General features: G+C 63.2%; 13 protein-coding genes and 2 tRNA genes. 5 read left to right on the plus strand and 10 right to left on the minus strand.

What is annotated here, in order from left to right; translation table 11 throughout:
• Window positions 1-836: 836 nt before the first annotated feature.
• A complete protein-coding gene (purL, locus tag E1748_RS19860; RefSeq protein WP_133648864.1) occupies window positions 837-4934 on the minus strand; it encodes a phosphoribosylformylglycinamidine synthase in 4098 nt (1365 codons plus the stop codon).
• A 354-nt stretch (window positions 4935-5288) separates the two neighbouring features.
• Between purL and E1748_RS19865 the strand changes: the two genes are divergently transcribed.
• The 3 genes from E1748_RS19865 to pgi all read left to right on the plus strand — a co-directional run bounded on the left by E1748_RS19865 (window position 5289) and on the right by pgi (window position 10162).
• Window positions 5289-6590, plus strand: a complete 1302-nt coding sequence (locus E1748_RS19865; RefSeq protein WP_133648865.1) for an FAD-dependent oxidoreductase — start codon at window positions 5289-5291, stop codon at window positions 6588-6590.
• Window positions 6591-6729: 139 nt separating this feature from the next.
• Entirely contained in the window at window positions 6730-8322 is a 1593-nt protein-coding gene (locus tag E1748_RS19870; RefSeq protein WP_133648866.1) for an NAD(P)H-hydrate dehydratase, read from the plus strand.
• Window positions 8323-8539: 217 nt separating this feature from the next.
• Entirely contained in the window at window positions 8540-10162 is a 1623-nt protein-coding gene (gene pgi, locus E1748_RS19875; RefSeq protein WP_133648867.1) for a glucose-6-phosphate isomerase, read from the plus strand.
• Between the two features lie 90 nt (window positions 10163-10252).
• Here the strand turns inward: pgi and E1748_RS19880 are convergent, their stop codons facing one another.
• On the minus strand, window positions 10253-10939 hold the full coding sequence (locus E1748_RS19880; protein WP_133648868.1) for an ABC transporter ATP-binding protein: 687 nt from the start codon (window positions 10937-10939) through the stop codon (window positions 10253-10255).
• Here E1748_RS19880 and E1748_RS19885 point away from each other — a divergent pair.
• Window positions 10938-11633, plus strand: coding sequence for an arylesterase (locus E1748_RS19885; RefSeq protein WP_133648869.1), 696 nt, complete (start codon window positions 10938-10940; stop codon window positions 11631-11633). The genes E1748_RS19880 and E1748_RS19885 overlap by 2 nt on opposite strands.
• Before the next feature lie 117 nt (window positions 11634-11750).
• On the plus strand, window positions 11751-12092 hold the full coding sequence (locus tag E1748_RS19890) for a hypothetical protein (protein ID WP_133648870.1): 342 nt from the start codon (window positions 11751-11753) through the stop codon (window positions 12090-12092).
• A gap of 106 nt (window positions 12093-12198) precedes the next feature.
• Here E1748_RS19890 and E1748_RS19895 read toward each other — a convergent pair whose 3' ends face one another.
• The 8 genes from E1748_RS19895 to tig form a co-directional block, all read right to left on the minus strand.
• Window positions 12199-14133, minus strand: coding sequence for a SurA N-terminal domain-containing protein (locus E1748_RS19895; RefSeq protein ID WP_133649445.1), 1935 nt, complete (start codon window positions 14131-14133; stop codon window positions 12199-12201).
• 285 nt (window positions 14134-14418) lie between these two features.
• Window positions 14419-14495: transfer RNA gene (locus E1748_RS19900), tRNA-Asp, on the minus strand.
• A gap of 47 nt (window positions 14496-14542) precedes the next feature.
• A tRNA-Val gene (locus E1748_RS19905) sits at window positions 14543-14618 on the minus strand.
• A 77-nt stretch (window positions 14619-14695) separates the two neighbouring features.
• Window positions 14696-14968 (minus strand): HU family DNA-binding protein, encoded by a 273-nt coding sequence (locus E1748_RS19910; RefSeq protein ID WP_007585907.1) that lies wholly within the window; start codon window positions 14966-14968, stop codon window positions 14696-14698.
• A 321-nt stretch (window positions 14969-15289) separates the two neighbouring features.
• Window positions 15290-17713 (minus strand): endopeptidase La, encoded by a 2424-nt coding sequence (lon, locus tag E1748_RS19915; RefSeq protein ID WP_133648871.1) that lies wholly within the window; start codon window positions 17711-17713, stop codon window positions 15290-15292.
• A gap of 184 nt (window positions 17714-17897) precedes the next feature.
• Window positions 17898-19169 carry an ATP-dependent Clp protease ATP-binding subunit ClpX gene (clpX, locus tag E1748_RS19920; protein ID WP_133648872.1) on the minus strand — a complete coding sequence of 424 codons (1272 nt, stop codon included), beginning with the start codon at window positions 19167-19169 and terminating at the stop codon, window positions 17898-17900.
• 195 nt (window positions 19170-19364) lie between these two features.
• Complete coding sequence (gene clpP / locus E1748_RS19925; RefSeq protein ID WP_133648873.1) at window positions 19365-20018, minus strand: ATP-dependent Clp endopeptidase proteolytic subunit ClpP; 654 nt, start codon at window positions 20016-20018, stop codon at window positions 19365-19367.
• A 198-nt stretch (window positions 20019-20216) separates the two neighbouring features.
• Window positions 20217-21563, minus strand: a complete 1347-nt coding sequence (tig, locus tag E1748_RS19930; protein WP_133648874.1) for a trigger factor — start codon at window positions 21561-21563, stop codon at window positions 20217-20219.
• Window positions 21564-21572 lie beyond the last annotated feature (9 nt).

Here is a 21572-nt window from a genome sequence, read left to right on the forward strand (position 1 = left end):
GGCTACGATTTTGCGCCTCGCGGCGCTGGCGTTGCTCTCTGTCTTTTGCCCTGGCAGGCGGCTACGTTTTTGCGCCTCGCGGCGCTGGCGTTGCCCCTGTGCGGGGCAGCACCTACTTTCTTTGCCGCGGCAAAGAAAGTAGGCAAAGAAAGCCGCTCGAAACGTTACCAGGTCCTTTCCGCGTGCTGCCCCAGTGGCACTCGCCTAACTGGGTGCCACGTTCACTCTGGCCAGTGGTCCGAGACGAGATATGCCCTCGCGCCGCTTGCCTTCGTGACAAGGCAGTCATCCGTTCCGGCGGGCTTCGCCGCCGAAGGGCATAACCCTCTTCGCTCGATGTGATCTCCTGGCACATGCCGCCATAGTGTGCGGCCATGCCTTCCCGGGGGCACTCATCCACGCTCAACGCGATCGCGTTTTGCCTGCACTCTCAATCTCCCCAATGGTTTCCCATGCAGACCGGTCCGCGCGCACACCAGTGCGCCGCGGGATGTGCGGGCCCCTTGTCACTTCGGTTTGCGACGAGGGAGATGGTCTCGTCTCGGACCACCAGGCAGTGTGAACGTGGTGCCCACTTAGGCGAGTGCCACTGAGGTCACACACGGAAAGGAGAAGTTTCGTCTCGGCGGCTTTCTTTTGCCTACTTTTCTTTGCCGCGGCAAAGAAAAGTAGGTGCCGCCCCGCACAGGGGCAACGCCTGCGCCGCGAGGCGCCAAATCGCAGCCACCTGTGAAGGCAAATAACGAAAGCCAGACGCAGCCCTGCAAAAAAAATCAGGCGGCACGCAAAACTTCACGAGCCGCCTGCACAGGCATTCAAAACAAAAAAACCGAACCTTAACCTATCCACTTCCGAGCATTCTGAAACACCCGCATCCACGGACTACCATCGCCGGCGGCACCCTTCCACTCATCAGGCGCCCAGCTCAATTGCACAGTCCGATGCACCCGTTCCGTATGCGGCATCAACACAGTAAACCGACCATCCTCAGTCGTCACCGACGTAATCCCCTCCGGCGAACCATTGGGATTAAACGGATAACGCTCAGTGGCATCGCCACGATGATCAACAAACCGCATCGCAACAGCGACCCGCGCAGCATCGCCCTGCTGCGAGAAGTCCGCATAACCCTCGCCGTGTGCAACAGCAACTGGGATACGAGATCCTTCCATCCCCGCAAAGAAAATCGACGCCGATGACTGGATTTCGACCAGCGACGTCCGCGCTTCGAATTTCTCCGACTTGTTGCGCGTGAATTTCGGCCATGCCTCGGCACCCGGAATCATCGATGCCAGACTGCTCATCATCTGGCAACCGTTGCAGATGCCCAGCGCGAACGTATCGCTGCGTCCGAAGAACGCCGCGAACATGTCCGCGAGCTGCGCGTTGAAGCGGATCGTCTTCGCCCAGCCCTCGCCTGCACCCAGCACGTCGCCGTACGAGAAGCCGCCGCACGCCACCGCGCCCGCAAAATCGGCGAGCGTCGCGCGGCCCGCGAGCAGATCGCTCATGTGCACGTCGTAAGCATCGAAGCCCGCACGGTCGAATGCGTACGCGGTTTCGAGGTGCGAGTTCACGCCCTGCTCGCGCAGGATCGCGACACGCGGACGCGCACCCTTGCCGATGAACGGCGCCGCCACGTCGTCAGCCGGATCGAACGACAGATGCGGTGTCATGCCCGGATCCGACGCGTCGAGCAACGTGTCGTGTTCGGCGTCCGCGCATGCGGGGTTGTCGCGCAACTGCGAGATGCGCCAGCTCACTTCGCCCCACGCGCGCTGCAGTTCGACGCGCGGCGCGTCGTAGATCTTCTTCGCGTCGCGGTAAATCTCGATCGTGTCGCGATCGTTCAGCTTGCCGATCACATGCGAGCACGCCGACAGCCCATGCTCGCGCAGCGCGGCCAGCACCGCGTCGCGATCGGCGGCACGTACCTGGACCACGGCGCCCAGTTCTTCGGTGAACAGCGCACGAATCGTGCGATCTTCGCGGCGGCCGCTCGTCTGCTTCGTCCAGTCTTTTGCGTCGCCGTAGTCGGACTCGTGGTTCGGATCGAGCGTCAACATGTCGACGTTCAGCGACACGCCGACGTGTCCCGCGAACGCCATTTCGCACACCGTCGCCCACAGGCCGCCGTCGGAACGGTCGTGGTACGCGAGCAGTTTTCCGTCGCTATTCAGCGCCTGGATCGCGGCGAAGAAGCGCTTCAGATCTTCCGGATCGTCGACGTCAGGCACCGTGTCGCCGACCTGCTGCGTGACCTGAGCGAGAATGCTGCCGCCCATGCGCTGCTTGCCGCGGCCGAGATCGATCGCAATCAGCACGCTGTCGCCTGCTTCATCGGTGCGGCGCAGTTGCGGCGTCAGATGCTGGCGCACGTCGTCGACCGGCGCGAACGCCGAAATGATCAGCGACACCGGCGCGACCACTTCCTTCGCGACGCCGCGGTCGTCCCACTTCGTGCGCATCGACAGCGAATCCTTGCCGACCGGAATACTGATACCCAGCGCCGGGCACAACTCCATGCCGATCGCCTTCACCGTGTCGTACAGCGCGGCGTCTTCGCCCGGACTTCCGCACGCGGCCATCCAGTTCGCCGACAGCTTCAGCTTGCCAAGCGATTCGATCGGCGCGGCTGCGATGTTCGTCACGGCCTCGCCGACCGCCATCCGGCCCGACGCCGGCGCGTCGATCACTGCGAGCGGCGTGCGCTCGGCCATCGTCATCGCTTCGCCGCGGAAGCCGGCGTAATCCATCGTCGTGATCGCGCAGTCGGCGACGGGCACCTGCCACGGACCGACCATCTGGTCGCGCGCCGTCGTGCCGCCCACCGAGCGGTCGCCGATCGTGATCAGAAACGACTTGCTCGCCACCGTCGGATGACGCAGCACGCTGACCGCGACTTCCGACAGCGCGATACCCGTCACGTCGACCGGCTGCAGCGTCGTCGCAACACGCTTGACGTCGCGATGCATCCGCGGTGCCTTGCCAAGCAGCACTTCCATCGGCATGTCAACCGGCTGATGTTCCGCGTCGTTCCTCACGTCGGTATCGATCAGCTTCAACTGGCGTTCAGCCGTCGCGACGCCGACCACCGCGAACGGGCAGCGCTCGCGTTCGCACATCGCTTCGAAGGCGGGAAGATCGGCCGGCGCGATTGCCAGTACGTAGCGCTCCTGCGCTTCGTTCGACCAGATCTCGCGCGGCGACAGTCCGCTCTCTTCCAGCTGGATCTTGCGCAACTCGAAACGCGCACCCTTGTCCGCGCCGTCGACGAGTTCCGGGAACGCGTTCGACAACCCGCCCGCGCCGACGTCGTGAATGCTCAGGATCGGATTGTGTTCGCCAAGCTGCCAGCATGCATTGATCACTTCCTGCGCGCGCCGCTCGATTTCCGGGTTGCCGCGCTGCACGGAATCGAAATCGAGTTCGGCGGTGTTGGTGCCGGTCGCCATCGAACTCGCGGCGCCGCCGCCCATGCCGATCCGCATGCCGGGACCGCCGATCTGGATCAGCAGTGTGCCTTCCGGCAGATCATGCTTGTGCGTGTGCTGGTCGGAGATGTTGCCGATGCCGCCCGCAATCATGATCGGCTTGTGATAACCGCGCACGGTGCCGCCGACGTTCTGCTCGTAAGCGCGGAAATAGCCGCCGAGATTCGGCCGGCCGAATTCGTTGTTGAACGCAGCGCCGCCGAGCGGCCCGTCGATCATGATCTGCAGCGGCGACGCGATGCGGTCGGGCCGGCCGTACGCTTCACCCGTTGCGTCGGGCTTGCGATGCGCGAGCAGTTCGGCCGCGTCGCGCGCGTTTTCCCATGCTTCGCGTGCGTCGGGCAGTTCGAGATTCGATACGGTAAAACCTGCAAGGCCGGCCTTCGGACGCGCGCCGCGACCCGTCGCGCCTTCGTCGCGGATTTCGCCGCCCGCGCCGGTCGCGGCGCCCGGGAACGGCGAGATCGCGGTCGGGTGATTGTGCGTCTCGACCTTCATCAACGTGTGCGTCAGTTCGACGTGGCGGCCGTAGTGCTCGGCCAGCGCATCAGCACCGGCGGCGTCGGCAGCAGCACCGGGCTTGCGCGGGAACCAGCGTTCGGCAGTGCCACCGGCCATGATCGCCGAGTTGTCCGAATACGCGACGATCGTCCCTTCCGGATGCAGCTTCTCGGTGTTGCGGATCATGTTGAACAGCGAGATGTCCTGCGCTTCGCCGTCGATCGTCCACTGTGCATTGAAGATCTTGTGGCGGCAGTGCTCGCTGTTCGCCTGCGCGAACATCATCAGTTCGACGTCGGTCGGATTGCGGCCGAGCGTGGTGAATGCGTCGATCAGGTAGTCGATTTCGTCGTCTGCGAGCGCGAGGCCCAGTTCGGTATTCGCCGCTTCGAGCGCGGCGCGGCCGCGCGCGAGGATGTCGACGGTTTGCAGCGGACGTGCGGGCAGTTCGTCGAACAGATGCATCGCGTGATCGCGCGACGGCGCGACGCTCTCGGTCATCCGGTCGTGCAGCGCGGCGACGACCGCGTCGCGCACTTCATCGGACAGCGCCTTCTTGCCGCCGAGCAGACCCGACTTCAGCGTCACGGTGTACTCGATGCCGCGCTCGATGCGCCGCACCTGCGTGAGGCCGCAGTGATGCGCGATGTCGGTGGCCTTGCTCGCCCATGGCGACACCGTGCCGAAGCGCGGCACCACGAGGAAGGTTTCGACTGCCCCGCGTTCCTTCGCCGGCTCGAACGGATCGCCGTAGTGCATCAGCGCTTCGACCTTCGCGCTGTCTTCGGCCGTGAGCGGCGTCTGCGCGTTGACGAAATGCAGATACTGGCCGCGCACGCCGACGATGTTCGCGTCGATGCGGGTCAGCGTGTCGAGCAGGCGAGTTTGGCGGAAATCGGAAAGGGCCGAAGCACCGGGGAAACACGAGAAGTGGGCCATGGACTTGACGTTGCGTCGTTCAGTTGCGTCGAGGGTCGCGCGGTGGTCGCGCGCGGGGCGACGTGAGGCGGAAGTGAAGTCCGTGATTATACCCCGGGAAGACCCGCAGAAGACCGCCGCAGCGGCATTGCGGCGTGGCGGTATGCCCGCTTCTGTCGACCGCGGGCTGCCTGCGTTCGGGCCGCCGGACGCCGCATTTGGCTGCTATCATTCGGCCTTTCACCGTCCGGCGCATCAGCACACTGCGCGGCCATCGCCCGGAACATCGGGCAGCAGCCAGCCGCATGCCCGGCAGGCCACGCAATACGGGGAGCGCCGGACGTCTCGCGTCGTGCCGGCTACTTGCACAATCTCATGGATGTCATCGTCATTGGCGGCGGGATCGTCGGCGTCGCCACCGCCTATCAGCTGCGCGCCGCCGGTCACCGGGTCTGCGTGGTCGAACGCCATGCCACGGTCGCGCAGGGCGCGACCTACGGGCACAGCGGCAACGTCCTGCCGACGCCGCTCGACGTCTGGTTCGGTCCCACCTTCCTCGCGCATCGTCAGGACGCGAAGAACGGCGTGATCCGCAAGACCGGCTTCAACGGTGCGGCGCGCGACTTCGTCAAACAGCTCGCCGCGCTGCGCGAACCCGAAGCCTTTGCCCGTCAGTACACGCTGCTGCGCCCGCTGATCGATGCGGCCCGCGAAAGCCTCGTCGACATCGAGGCACGCTTCGGTCTCGAATTCGAGCAGACGATGGGCCAGCTTTATCTGGTCCGTGGCGCGGACGAATGGGAACGCACGCAACCCGCGCTCGACCTGCTGCGCCGTTTCGAAGTGCCGCATCACGTGCTGTCGCCGGCCGAATGCGCGGCGCTCGAACATTCGGTGCCGCTCGAGCCCGCGTTCGCCGGCGGCGTGCTGTTCGATACCGAGCGCACCGCGAACTGCCCGCTGTTCGCGAAGCTGATCAAGCAGACACTCGATGCGCAAGGCGGTGTCCAGTTCCAGACCGGCCGCGAGGTCACGGCGATCCGTCTCGACGGCGAGCGCGCAGCAGTCGAACTCGCGCCGCGCGCGGGTGAGCCGCGACGCGCGCGCGAAGTCGACGTGATCAGCGCGGACGCGGTCGTCGTGGCCGCAGGCGCCGGCAGCCTGCCGTTGCTCGAACGACTTGGGCTGCGTCTGCCGTTGCATCCACTGCGTCTGCATACGCTCGTCGCGCCGATCGCGCATGAGGAATGCGCGCCGCACATCACGATGGTCGATGCAGTGAAGCGCATCACGATCACGCGGACGCATCATCGACTGCGGATCGCGGGTGGCGCGGTGCTGCAAAGTGCCGCGCAGATCGACAAGCCGCTCGGCGAACCGCTGACCGAAGAAGCGCTCGCGCTGCTCGGTCAGGCGACGCACGACTGGATTCCCGGCGCCGCGAAAATTTCAGCCGCGCTGCCGTGGGAAGGCGTGAAGCTGCTGTCGCCCGACGGGCTGCCGGCGGTCGGCAATGCGCTGCATCCACGGCTCTTCGTCAATGCGGGGCATGGTCCGAGCGGCTGGGCGCTTGCGTGCGGATCGGCGCGGTTGATCACCGATCTGGTGTCGGGCACTGCGTCCGGTCTTCCCGCCGATACGATCGCCGCGTTGCGGCCGGAGCGGTTCGGGCGCTGAGCGGGGCGGCTTGCCTCTCAGGTCCCGCGCGAGGCAATCGGCCTGCGCTCCGCTTATCCAGTCGGCCAGCGACGCGACAGCGAACCCCTGTTCGCACTACCATGAGCACGATCCGATCTCTCCGGTTTTCGTGCACGCCATGACCGACGCTTCCTCTTCCTCTTTTTCCGCCCTGCTCGATCCCGACGCACTGCCGGTGCCGCTCTTCGATGTCGCCGCGTTGCGCGCGCTCGAAACCTCGGCGGCTGCGACGGTGCCGCCGCATGCGTTGATGGCGCGCGCAGGTGGCGCCGCTGCACGCTTCCTGCTCGAACAGATCGGCCACGGTGGGCATGCCGGCACGCCGCATCGGGTATGGATCGCGGCGGGTCCGGGCAACAACGGCGGCGACGCGCTCGTCGTCGCGACGGTGCTGCATCTCGCGGGCATTCCGGTTCAGGTATGCATGCCTGTCGACGTCAAACCCGACGATGCGCGCTGGGCGCTCGACGAAGCGCGCGCGGCGGGTGTGCCGATCGAAGCGTCGGTGCCGGCGTCGCTCGAAGCGTATGGATGGCTCGTCGATGGGTTGTTCGGGATTGGGCTCGGTCGACCGCTCGATGGTGTATTCGCGACGCTCGCCTCGCTGCTATCGGAACGTACGCGCAACGGTGGTCGCGTGCTTGCGCTCGACGTGCCGAGTGGGCTCGACAGCGACACCGGCAATGTCACGGGCGAAGGTCCGTCGGTGCGCGCAACGCATACGGTAACGTTCATCGGCGCGAAGCCCGGGCTCTTCATGGGCCTCGGGCGTGATCTCGCGGGCAACGTGCTCGTCGCGCCGCTTGGACTGAGCGCGGCTACTGCATCGACATCGGCGGATCAACATCGCACTGCACCCCGGCTCAATGCACCGGCGTTGTTCGCCGAGCATCTGCCCGCGCGCGATTTCGCGACCCACAAGGGGACGTTCGGCAGTCTCGCGGTGGTCGGCGGCGACACGGGTATGTGCGGCGCGCCGATCCTCGCCGCGCGCGCGGCGTTGTATGCGGGCGCGGGCAAGGTGCATGTCGCGTTTCTCGGCACGGGCGCGCCTGCTTACGATCCGCCGCATCCCGAGTTGATGCTGCATGCGCTCGACGATCTGCCGCTCGCCGACATGGATGCGCTGTCGATCGGCTGCGGGATGGGTTCGCGCGACCGCGCGACGCGCGTGCTGTTCGACGCACTGCCGCTCGACGTGCCGAAGCTGCTCGATGCCGACGCGCTGAATCTGCTCGCGCGGGACAGTGCGCTCGCCGACGCAGTGCGCGCACGCGGCACGCAGGGCGACCCATGCGTGCTGACGCCGCATCCGCTCGAGGCCGCGCGTCTGCTCGGCACCGATGCACGCGACGTGCAACGCGACCGCCTCGCGGCGGCACACACGCTTGCGGCCCGCTTCGCGAGCGTCGTCGTATTGAAAGGGACCGGCACGGTGATTGCAGCACCCGACGGCCGCGCGGCAATCAACCCCACCGGCAACGCGGCGCTTGCCACAGGCGGCACCGGCGACGTGCTCGGCGGACTGATCGGCGCGCTGCTCGCGCAACATCTGCCCCGCTACGAAGCGGCGCTCGCAGGCGTCTATCTGCATGGGCTCGCCGCCGACACGCTGACCGCGCGCGGCGACGGTCCCGCAGGGCTCACCGCCGGCGAACTCGCGCCGATGGTGCGCACGCTGCTGAACCGGTTGTTCTATCCGCGTGCCTGAACATGCACGCTTGAACATCGTGTGACACGGCTGCCCGCTGCGATCCAACGCCGCTATACTGGAACACTGCGCCGCCCGGTTCATGCGGCCCGCCCGAACGCATGCAATATCCACGCAAACTCCACGCGCCATCGGGCAGGCACGCACCGGCTTCGCATCTCGGGCGGTCGGTTGGCCACACCGCCCTTCACTTGCCTCTTCGTTAGACGGACAGTTTATGACGCTGAACTCGCTCCCCGCCTGGTCCTCGCTGCAAGCCCATTACGAACAGATTCGCGATGCGCGCCTGCGCGACTGGTTTGCCCCCGAGAACGATCCCGCGCCGACCCGCGCCGAACGTTTCACATTCGCAGGCGGCGGTCTCGCGGCCGATTTTTCGAAGAACCGCATCACTGAAGAAACCCTGAAGCTGCTCGTGCAGCTCGCGCGCGAAGCCGGCGTCGAGAAGCGCCGTGACGCGATGTTCGCCGGCGAAGTCGTCAATCCGACCGAAGGCCGCGCGGCACTGCACACCGCGTTGCGCGCCACCGATCCGCACGCGCCGTTTCACGCGGAGATCGTCGCCGAGCGCGCGAAGATGGCCGCGTTCGCGGACCAGGTGCGCAGCGGCGCATGGACCGGCTATACCGGCAAGCGCATCCGCCACATCGTGAACATCGGCATCGGCGGCTCGGACCTCGGGCCGAAGATGGTCGTGCACGCGCTCGAGCATCTGTCGACACCGGACATCACCGCGCACTTCGTATCGAACGTCGACGGCGCGGATCTTTATCGCGTGATCGAGCACATCGATCCGGAAGAGACGCTCGCGATCATCGTGTCGAAAACCTTCACGACGCTCGAAACGATGACCAACGCGCACTCGATGCGCGACTGGTTCACGCAGAACGGCTGCCCCGAAGACGCGCTCGCGAAACATTTCGTCGGCGTATCGGCGAACCCCGCCGAGGTCGTCAAGTTCGGCATCGCGAAAGAGAACGTGTTCGAAATGTGGGACTGGGTCGGCGGCCGTTATTCGTTGTGGTCGGCGGTCGGTCTGTCGATCATGATCTCGATTGGACCGCAGCAGTTCGACGAACTGCTCGCCGGCGCGAACGACATGGACAGGCATTTCCGCGAGACGCCGCTCGAGCGCAACCTGCCGGTGCTGCTCGGCATGATCGGCATCTGGTATCGCAACTTCTTCGGTTCGCAGAGCTATCTGGTCGCACCGTATTCGGAAGCGCTGCATTTCCTGCCGTCGTACCTGCAGCAGCTTGAAATGGAAAGCAACGGCAAGTCCGCGCGCCTCGACGGTACGTTCGTCGACTACCCGACCTCCGCAGTGACCTGGGGCGAGCCCGGCACGAACGGTCAGCATGCGTTCTTCCAGATGCTGCATCAAGGCCCGACGATCGTACCGATCGATTTCATCGCGGTGCTCACGCCGGAACATCCGCTTCCACACCATCATGCGAAGCTGCTCGCGAACTGCTTCGCGCAAAGCGAAGCGCTGATGCTCGGCCGTACTGTCGAGGAAGCGAAGAAGGTCGCGGGGCCGGACAAGCCCGAACTCGTGCCGCACATCGTGTTCCCCGGCAACCGGCCGACCACGACGCTGCTCGTCGACGCGCTCACCGCCCGCTCGCTCGGCGCGCTGATCGCGCTGTACGAACACAAGGTGCTCGTGCAGGCGTCGGTGTGGAACATCAATCCGTTCGATCAGTGGGGCGTCGAGCTCGGCAAGATCCTCGGCAAGGTGGTTGAAGCCGATCTGACGGCGGCTACCACCGACAGCGGCAAGCACGATTCGTCGACGTCCGCGTTGATCGCGCGTGCACGGGCGGCGTTGAAGAAGTAAGCGTGTGATATTTGTGCAGCGACGGCATCTCGATGCTGTCGCTGCCGGTCATCGGAAGATGCAATGGCCCGCCATCGAGTGGGCCATTTTTTATGCGAGGCGCCCGGCCTCGATCGTCACTGTCGCGTCGCAGCGTCGCGCGAGTTCGATGTCGTGTGTGACCAGCACGAGCGTCGCGCCGTTCGCCCGATTCATCTCGAACATCAGATCGATCACCGCGTGACCGGTGGCTGCGTCGAGGCTGCCGGTGGGCTCGTCGGCGAAGAGGATCGCCGGGTGCGTGACGAACGCGCGCGCCAGTGCGACACGCTGCTGCTCGCCACCCGACAGCAGCTTCGGATAATGGCCCGTACGCTTGCCGAGTCCGACCTGTTCGAGCAGTGCCCGCGCACGCGCGACCGTGTCGCGCGGGGCGAGACCGCCTTGCAGCTCGAGCGGCAACGTGACGTTTTCGAGCGCAGTCAGATGCGGCATCAACTGGAACGACTGGAACACGAAGCCGACGGAGCCGTTGCGCAGCGCTGCACGCTCGTCCTCGCCGAGCCCGGTCAGCTCGCGCCCGAGCAGTCGAACCGACCCCGCACTTGCGCTGTCCAATCCCGCGAGCAGTCCGAGCAACGTGGACTTGCCGGAACCGGACGCACCGACGATCGCGACGCTGCTGCCGGGTGCGATCGAAAGATCGATATCATCGAGGATCGTCAGTTCGCCCGTCGCATCCTGGACCCTCTTGCATAAGCCCCGTACTTCAATGACTGGATCGATTTTCTTTTGCATGCTGAAGCGTCGGTTGGAAGCGTGCGTTCCCGCACGGGTCGCTTTGGTCACACTGGTCGCGGCCACGAGCACCGCATCGGCATTCGCGGCAACGGCGCCCGCAGCGGCCGCTGCTGCGAATGCGCCCGCCAGGCCGGTGATCGTCGTGCTCGGCGACAGCATCTCGGCCGAATACGGTCTGCCGCGCGATACCGGCTGGGTTGCACTGATGCGCAAGCGTCTCGCGGAGAGGCCGGTCGATTATAGCGTCGCCAACGCAAGCATCAGCGGCGACACCACCAGCGGCGGCCGCGCACGTCTGCCTGCGCTGATGGAACGACTGAAGCCGTCGATCGTGATCGTCGAACTCGGTGCGAACGACGCGCTGCGCGGCGTGCCGCTCTCCGTCACCGCAGATAATCTGCGCACGATCGTCGGACTCGCGCAGCAGGGTCATGCGAAGGTGCTGCTGGTCGGCATGTACGTGCCTCCCAACTACGGCCCGGACTACACACAGAAGTTCCACGCAACCTACACGACGATCGCACAGCAGATGCATGTGTCGCTCGTTCCATTTCTCCTCGCAGGTATCGAAAACAAGCCCGAGATGTTTCAGGCCGATCAGATGCATCCCAACGAGCAGGCACAGCGCCTGCTACTCGACAACGTGTGGCCGACGCTCAAGCCGCTGCTCCGTACCGGCGTTGCACGCTGAAACGTCTGCTAACACCTTGTTGCGAAATGGGAGGAACACGATCGGTGAGGCTGTATCTGACTCTATCGCGTGACCTTGAAAATCCGGCTCGATTCGAGCGATCCTGAAGGAGAGAACGTGAAATACTTACCGCTTATCGCGCTGACCGTTGCAATCTCTGCGTGTGCCGCGCAACAGCCGGCCGTGCAGTCCGTCGGACAAAGTCAGCAGCCACCGGGGGCGGTCGCTCAGTGCATCGCCAAGAAGTGGGCTGATTCGTCGCAGCAACAGGTCGTGTCGCAGGACGCGCTTGCGAACGATCAGGCTGTCGACGTGTATGTGCCGGGTCAGCAGCCACCGAACGGTTCCGCAGCGGTCGTGCGTCCGTCGCGTAGCGGTCAGGGCTCGTGGGTGGGCTTCCGCTCCGCAGGCGGTGGTGCCGATGGCGGCGCTGCCGGCAGCATCAGCGCGTGCCTGTAACGTTTGACGTGTGACGGTGCGACGCGCACGCCGCGTTGCATAGCAAAAAGCCCCGCATTTGCGGGGCTTTTTGTTTGTCCGGCTTGATCGTTATGCGGTCGACGCGTTACTGATCTCCACCATTCTGCGAACCGTCGAGCGAACCGTAGGTCTTCACCTTCGAACGATCACGCAGCGCATCGAGATAGCTTTCGACTTCCGACTGCGCTTCGACCTGCGCGATCTGCTGCTGCGCGCCGGCAAGACGTTGCGCATCGACAGCGGCACCCGGCAACACAGCATTAACGCGATAGATCACGTAGCCGTCGTCGCCGAGATCCACACCGACGTAAGCCGGCAATTTTTGCGCGTCGACCTTGTAGATTGCACTCAGTGCCGAAGGCGGAACGCCCTGCGCATCGCTACGCGATACCTTCAGCGCGGAAGAAAATCCCGCGGTCGATTTCGATTTCTCGAATTCGGCAAGTTTCGCTGCGCCATCCTTGCGCGCCATCTCGGCCGACTGCGTCGCGATCACTTTCTGACGCACCGCGTCCTTGATCGTATCGAGCGGAGGAACGGCAGCCGCCTTGAAGTCGGTCACATGTGCGGCGATCAGCGTGCTGTTGCCGACGTCGATGGCCTGCGTGTTGTTGCGATCCTTCGTGGCATCGCTTGCGAACACGGCAGCGAGGAACTTCGCGTTGTTCAGCGGGCTGTCGGGCGGCAGCGTCGCGTTCGGCTGCGGCGTCACCGTCGCGGTCTGGATCTGCAGCTTGTATTTGTCGGCTGCGGGCTGCAGGCTCTTCGCCTGTTCGTAGACCGTCGACGTGAAGCCTTCCGCGTCGTCGCCGAACGCCTTCGTCGCCTGCTGCGCTTTCACGTCCTTCGCGATTGCGTCTTTCACTTCGTCGAACGGCTTAGTTTCCGCCGGCTTCACGTCCGTCACCTTGACGATGTGATAACCGAAGTCCGTCTGCACGAGATCGCTGATCTCATCCTTCTTCAGCTTGAACACGGCGTCGTCGAATGCCTGGCCGCCTGCGATCATGCCGCGCGAGAAGTAACCGAGATCGCCGCCCTTCGATGCCGAGCCCGGGTCCTGCGAATTCTGCTGCGCAATCTGCGCGAACTGATCCGGATGGGCCTTCACTTGCGCGAGCACGGCTTCGGCTTTTTCCTTCGCCTTCGCTTTATCTGCTGCGCTTGCATCCTTCGGCACGGCGATCAGGATGTGACTCGCGCGCACGGTGCCTTCGGTGCGGTAGTGCGCGATGTTGTCGTCGTAGTATTTTTTCAGATCGGCGTCAGTCGGTTGAGCCGATGCGGCGAGCAGCGTCGGCGACAGCACCAGATACTGGATCGTTGCCGTCGCGGGCGTCGCGAAATCGTTGTGATGCGCGTCGTAGTACGCCTGGAGTTGTGCGTCGGTCGGCTGGACCTTCGCGGCGTAGTCTTTCGCGTGGAATGCGAGGCCCTGCACTTCGCGCTGCTGGTCGGCGAGTTCGGTCAGATGCTGCGCCAGCGTCTTCGACGTGAATGCGCTCGACACGATGCTCGACGGCAATTGCTGCATGGCAAGGCTGTAGCGCACGCGCTCCTGATATTGATCAGGCGTCATGCCCTGCATCGCGAGCAACTGCGTATAGCGCTCGACGTCGATCGAACCATCGGGCTTCTTCATCGACGAGATGATCGGGTCGTTCAACAACACGCGACGCACGGCGTCGTCGGAGGCGGTCAGATTCAGGCGCTGCGTTTCGTCGGCCAGCACGCGTTGCTGGATCATGCCGTCGAGCACCTGCTTGCGGCTCTCCGGCGTGTCGAACAGCTTCGCGTCGAACCGTGCACCGAGCTGCTGACGCGCATTGTCGAGTTGCTGACGCATCGCGTTGTCGTAGTCGGCCCGCGCGATCTTGTGGCCATTGACGCTCGCCACATTCGCGCTTTCGTCGAAGAAACCGCGGAAACCCTGAATGCCCACGAAACCCAAACCCGGCAGGATGACCAGGATGAGCATGAACATCATCAGGCGTTGGTGATTGCGGAAGAAATCGAGCATGCGTGAGGGTGTCAAAAACAGAACGCCCGATATTACAACAGCGGGCAATAAAAAAGACGAACCGGAGTTCGCCTTTCGAGAATACGGGCGGAGTGGACGGGACACGCCCGGACCACCCTAACTCATTGATTCGCAGAGGACCGCTACCGGCGAATCCCTCTGGAGCGCACCTGCGCAGGCGCGTCTTCATCAATTCGGCGATTGTATCAGGCGGGCCGCACGATGGGCATGTTGGCGATGCCCAAAAAGAAAAACCCGCTGGACATCAGCGGGTTCTGCTTTATCTGGCGGAGTGGACGGGACTCGAACCCGCGACCCCCGGCGTGACAGGCCGGTATTCTAACCAACTGAACTACCACTCCTTTACGCCTGCTTGTCGCTGACCGCCTGTGCGGTCGCGACGCGAAACTGGTGGGTGCTGAGAGGCTCGAACTCCCGACCTACGCCTTGTAAGGGCGCCGCTCTACCAACTGAGCTAAGCACCCGTTTCGCGATACTGCGGTGCGCTTGCTACTCGCTTGCTGCCTGATCTTGAACACCCGACCCAAGCGACAAGAGCCCGCTAGTTTAGCGCATCCTTCAGGGCTTTTCCAGGCCTAAATTTGGGCACTTTCGCTGCCTTGATCTTGATCGCCGCGCCCGTGCGAGGATTGCGGCCTGTGCGTGCGGTGCGCTTGCCGACCGCGAACGTACCGAAGCCCACCAGCGTGACCGAACCACCCTTCTTCAACGTGCCTTTGACGCCACCGATCACTGCATCGAGTGCGCGCCCTGCTGCGGCCTTCGAGATATCGGCTTGCTGCGCAATATGGTCGATCAATTCCGTTTTGTTCATTCCAACCCCCGAGAATGTTTTGGGCAATCGTGACAGCGCATGTGTGCGCCGGAGAGATATTGAAGTGGCCCGGCCCAAACCCGAATGCTGGGCCAGCCCGAACGCCGGGCCAGGTAATTAGAATGGGCCGAAACCCTTGTGTCAAGCGGGGTTGAGCCTGATACGGCGCGCTGTGCGAAGGCGTTTTCGTCACCGGATATTGCGTGTGTCCGATGCACGTGCAACGGATCCGGGCACGATGTGGACATCGTGCGAGAAATCTGCGGACATAAAAAAACCCGCGGACGAGGCCGCGGGTTTCTGGACTACGACGTGCGATCGTCAGTGCTTCACGACTTCGCCGGTGCTGCTGTCCTTTGCCGGTTCCGCAGCGACAGCTTCCGCGGCTTTCGGCTCTTCTTCGGGCAGCGGTTGCGGCACACGTTCGAGAGCAAGTTCGAGCACCTTGTCGATCCAGCGGACCGGCACGATTTCGATCGAGTTCTTCACGTTGTCCGGAATCTCCGTCAAGTCCTTGACGTTCTCTTCCGGAATCAGCACCAGCTTGATCCCACCGCGATGCGCTGCGAGCAGCTTTTCCTTCAGCCCGCCGATCGGCAGCACTTCGCCGCGCAGCGTGATCTCGCCCGTCATCGCGACGTCCGCGCGAACCGGAATACCGGTCAACACCGACACCAGCGCGGTTGTCATCGCCACGCCGGCAGACGGACCGTCCTTCGGCGTCGCACCTTCCGGCACGTGGATGTGGATGTCCTTCTTCTCGAACGCTTCGTCCTTGACACCGAGACGACGCGAACGCGAACGCACGACCGAGCGCGCCGCTTCGACGGATTCCTTCATCACGTCGCCGAGCGAACCCGTGCGGATCACGTTACCCTTGCCAGGCATCACCGCCGCTTCGATCGTCAGCAGATCGCCGCCGACTTCCGTCCACGCGAGGCCCGTGACCTGACCGGTCTGGTTTTCCTTCGCTGCCAGACCGAAGTCGTACTTGCGCACGCCGAGGAACGTGTCGAGGTTAGTGCCGTCGACCTTCACCGCGCCTTCCGCCTTCTTCAGCAGAAGCATCTTCACGACCTTGCGGCAGATCTTCGAAATTTCACGCTCGAGCGAACGCACGCCCGCTTCACGCGTGTAGTAACGAATGATGTCGCGGATAGCCTGCTCCGTGACGTCGATCTCATCCGCCTTCAGACCGTTGTTCTTCTTCTGCTTCGGCAACAGATAGCGTTGCGCGATGCTGACCTTCTCGTCTTCCGTGTAACCGGCCAGACGGATCACTTCCATCCGGTCGAGCAACGGCGGCGGAATGTTCAGCGAGTTCGACGTCGCGACGAACATCACGTCCGACAGATCGAAGTCGACTTCGACGTAGTGATCGGCGAACGTATGGTTCTGTTCGGGATCGAGCACCTCGAGCAGCGCCGACGACGGATCGCCGCGGAAATCCTGTCCCATCTTGTCGACTTCGTCGAGCAGGAAGAGCGGATTACGCACTGCGACTTTCGTCAGGCTCTGCAGGATCTTGCCCGGCATCGAACCGATATACGTCCGGCGGTGACCGCGGATTTCCGCTTCGTCACGCACCCCACCGAGCGCCATGCGAACGAACTTGCGGTTCGTCGCGCGTGCGATCGACTGGCCCAGTGACGTCTTACCGACACCCGGAGGCCCAACGAGGCACAGGATCGGCGCCTTGACCTTTTCGACGCGCTGCTGGACCGCGAGATACTCGAGAATGCGTTCCTTCACTTTCTCGAGACCGAAGTGGTCTTCGTCGAGCACGCGTTCCGCATTCGAGAGGTCGTTGTTGACCTTGCTCTTCTTGCGCCACGGCAGGCCGATCAGCGTGTCGATGTAGTTGCGCACGACCGTCGCTTCCGCCGACATCGGCGACATCAACTTGAGCTTCTTCAGCTCCGCGTCGGCCTTCTTCTTCGCTTCCTTCGGCATCCGGGCAGCGGTGATGCGCTTCTCGAGTTCTTCGAGATCGGCGCCTTCTTCACCTTCACCCAGTTCCTTCTGGATCGCCTTGACCTGTTCGTTCAGGTAGTACTCGCGCTGGCTCTTTTCCATCTGACGCTTCACGCGCCCACGGATGCGCTTCTCCACCTGGAGAATGTCGATCTCGGCTTCGAGTTGCGCGAGCAGATGCTCGAGGCGCTCGATAACCGGGAACATTTCGAGAATGTGCTGCTTCTGGTCGAGCTTCAGCGGCAGATGTGCGGCGATGGTGTCCGCGAGACGGCCCGCTTCGTCGATACCCGACAGCGAGGTAAGAATTTCCGGCGGGATCTTCTTGTTCAGCTTCACGTACTGGTCGAACTGCGACACGATCGCGCGGCGCAGCGCTTCAGTTTCGGCGCTGTCGGCGTGGTCGGGTTCGAGCGGCATGACTTCGCACGAGAACTGCGTTTCCTGTTCTTCGATGGAAAGCGTCTTCGCGCGCTGCAGCCCTTCGACGAGCACCTTCACCGTGCCGTCGGGCAGCTTCAGCATCTGCAGGATGTTGGCCACACACCCTACTTCATACATGTCCTTTTCAGTCGGCTCGTCTTTGGCCGCCGTTTTCTGGGCGACCAGCATGATGTGCTTGCCGCCTTCCATCGCGACTTCGAGCGCCTTGATCGATTTCGGTCGACCGACGAACAGCGGAATCACCATGTGCGGGAACACGACGACGTCACGCAGCGGGAGCAGCGGGAGCGTGATGCGTTCCGGCGGGAGGAGTTGGGTTCCTGACATTTTCATTTCCCCATGAGTGGAATCAGTTCGTTCGGTAGTTGAGGCCAGCAAAAAAGATTGCAAGCCTCCGCGGGTGGGAAAAGTTCAGTGACCACAAAATTTACTGCACGACCACAAGATAAACGAAAAAGCCGTTCATCACTCGTATGAACGGCTTTTTTCCGGAACTCTTTAAGCCGATCAATTAATTCGATCCCGCGACCTTGGGCGCGTCTTCGTAGATCAGCAGCGGCTTGCCGTCTCCCTCGATGACATTGTCATCGATGATCACCTTGCTGACGCCTTTCATCGCCGGCAGGTCGTACATCACTTCGAGCAAGGCCTGTTCCAGAATCGAACGCAGCCCGCGAGCGCCCGTCTTGCGGCGGATCGCCTTGAGCGCAACAGCCTGCAGCGCCGCCGGACGGATTTCCAGCTCGACCCGTTCCATCGCGAACAGCTTGTGATATTGCTTCACGAGCGCGTTCTTCGGCTCGACAAGGATCTTCATCAGCGCGACTTCGTCGAGCTTGCCGAGCGTCGCCACGACGGGCAGACGGCCGATCAGCTCAGGAATCAAACCGAACTTGATCAGATCTTCCGGTTCGACCTCGCGCAGCACTTCGCCGGCGTCGCGATCCTGCTTGCTTTTCACGCTGGCGCCGAAGCCGATGCCGGTCTTCTCGGTACGATCGACGATGACCTTTTCAAGACCGTCGAATGCGCCGCCGCAGATGAACAGGATGTTCGTCGTGTCGACCTGGATGAAGTCCTGGTTCGGATGCTTGCGCCCGCCCTGCGGCGGCACCGACGCCATCGTGCCTTCGACCAGCTTCAGCAGCGCCTGCTGCACGCCTTCGCCGGACACGTCGCGGGTAATCGACGGGTTATCGGACTTGCGGCTGATCTTGTCGATTTCGTCGATGTAGACGATGCCGCGCTGCGCCTTGTCGACTTCGTAATTGCAGTTCTGCAGCAGCTTCTGGATGATGTTCTCGACGTCTTCACCGACATAGCCGGCTTCCGTCAGCGTGGTCGCGTCGGCGATCACGAACGGCACGTTCAGAAGGCGCGCGAGCGTCTGCGCGAGCAGCGTCTTGCCGGAACCCGTCGGGCCGATCAGCAGGATGTTGCTCTTGGACAGCTCGATCTCGTCTTTCTTGTCGAGGTGCTTCAGCCGTTTGTAGTGGTTGTACACCGCTACCGCGAGAATTTTCTTCGCGCGTTCCTGGCCGATCACGTATTGATCGAGGATTTCGCGGATTTCCTGCGGGCTCGGCAGATCGGAACGGGACAAACCCGCCTCGACGCCTGCACCTGCCGCTTCGTCGCGAATGATCTCGTTGCACAGGTCGATACATTCATCGCAGATGAATACCGACGGGCCCGCAATCAGTTTCTTGACCTCATGCTGGCTTTTGCCGCAAAACGAGCAATACAGCAGCTTCTCGCTGTTGGAACCTTTCTTGTCCGCCATAGATGTATGAGCCTCCGGACACTCGAATGACATGATACGCCGTTTGCCCTACCCCCGCGATCGTCGCGGAGGCACCGGGCAGCAGCGAGGGCGGCGTGAACCGCAGGCGCTCGGGGCGGGCTTCTCGTTGCGAGATTGTCTCCGGCGGCTGCCCCAAACCGGGCAACTGGTGCCAGATCCAATCCGTTCGATCGATCAGGGACGCTTGTGCAGTACCTGATCGACGAGGCCGTATGCCTGCGCGTCCTCGCCCGACATGAAGTTGTCGCGATCGGTATCGCGTGCGATGCGCTCGACCGGCTGACCGGTATGGTGCGACAGAAGCTGGTTGAGCCGTTCCTTCAGGTACAGGATTTCGCGTGCCTGAATTTCGATGTCCGACGCCTGACCGCGCGCGCCGCCGAGCGGCTGATGGATCATCACGCGCGAATTCGGCAGCGTGAACCGCTTGCCCTTCGCACCGGCTGCCAGCAGGAACGCGCCCATACTCGCCGCCAGCCCCATGCACAGCGTCGACACGTCCGGCTTGATGAACTGCATCGTATCGTAGATCGCCATACCCGCCGATACGGAACCGCCCGGGCTGTTGATGTAGAAGCTGATGTCCTTGTCGGGATTTTCGCTTTCAAGGAACAGCAGCTGCGCGATGACGAGATTCGCCGTCTGGTCGTTCACTTCACCGACGAGAAACACGAGGCGCTCTTTCAGCAGGCGCGAATAGATGTCGTACGAACGCTCGCCACGGCCGCTCGTCTCGACGACGATCGGCACGAGACCAAGCGCCTGCGCTTCGAGATCCCTCGACGACTGGGAGGTCAACGTGTCCAGCATTTGGGCGCGAAAGGTCATGCAATGGATCCTTGTTGGGATGATCGGTACGTGACGGGACAGGTGAGTGCGACAACGCCGTATTCAAGTGCGCGAACTACGGGTTTCGACACTTCCCGCATGGAGACGAACAGTCGAAACAGCGCGACCTCGCGCACCCATGAAAAAACGGCGTGCAGACTGTCTGCTTCGACAGCCGGCACGCCGTTTCAGCGCCGCTTAAGCCTGCGCGGTCGCGCTTGCCAGTTCTTCGAAGCTCACTTCCTTGTCCGTCACCTTGGCCTTGCCCAGCACGAAGTCGACGACGTTGGCTTCAACGACGTACGCTTCCATCTCGGCGAGGCGCTGCTGGTTCGAATAATACCAGCGGACGACTTCCTTCGGGTCTTCGTAGCTCTTCGCGAATTCGTCCACTTCGGCGCGGATCTGCTCGGGCTTCGCCTGCAGTTCGTTCGCCTTCACGAGCTCGGCCAGCACGAGGCCGAGCTTCACGCGACGTTCGGCCTGTTCCTTGAACATTTCAGCGGGAATCGGCGCGGTGTCGGCATTCGGCACGCCGCGTTGCGCGAGGTCCTGACGCGCCATCTCGACGAGGCGTTGCTGGTCCTGTTCGATCAGTGCGTTCGGCACTTCGAGTTCGGAGATTTTCAGCAGCGCGTCCATCACCTGGTTCTTCACGATCGACTGCGTGCGACGCTTCGCTTCGCGCTCGAGGTTGTCCTTGATCTCGGCGCGCATCTTCGTCAGATCGCCGTCGGCGATGCCGAGCGACTTCGCGAATTCGCCGTCGATTTCCGGCAGGTGCGCCCACTCGATCTTCTTCATCGTGATCGTGAACTGCGCGGTCTTACCGGCGACGTCCTTGCCGTGATAGTCCTCGGGGAACGTCAGGTCGAATTCGCGCGTTTCGCCGACCTTCAGGCCCGCTGCCGCCTTTTCGAATTCCGGCAGCATCCGGCCTTCGCCGAGCACGAACGCGAAGTCTTCCGCGGTACCGCCCTGGAACGCTTCGTCGCCGAGCTTGCCGATGAAGTCGACCGTCACGCGGTCTGTGTCCTTCGCTGCGGTGTCCGTGCCGCCGTCGCCGTGTTCGCCGGCTTCGCCGCGTGCGTGGTAATGCACGCGCTGCTTGCGCAGGATGTCGAGCGTACGGTCGATTTCGGCTTCGGTGATGCTGGTCGTCGTGCGTTCGATTTCAGCGGTGGCGACGTCGCCCAGCTTCACTTCCGGATAGACCTCGAACGTCGCGTCGAACGCGTAGTCGCTTTCGGCGGCATCGGCCTTCGGGCTGAAGCTCGGCTGACCGGCGACGCGCAGGTTCTCCGCGCGGCTGATGTCGAAGAATTCCTTGCCGACCTTGTCGCTCAGCACCTCGGCTTCCACCTGACCCGAATACTGCTGGGTGACCATCTTGAGGGGGACCTTGCCCGGCCGGAAGCCCGGCATCCGCACGTTCTTCGCGAGCTGGCGGATACGGGAATCGATTTCCTTCTGCACGGTGTCTTTCGGCAGGGAAATCGTTACGCGGCGTTCGAGCTTGCCGAGGTTTTCAACAACGTTAGCCATGGCTTCAAT

Origin of the sequence: Paraburkholderia flava (genome assembly GCF_004359985.1) — a bacterium.
In the GTDB taxonomy this organism is placed as follows: Bacteria; Pseudomonadota; Gammaproteobacteria; order Burkholderiales; family Burkholderiaceae; genus Paraburkholderia; species Paraburkholderia flava.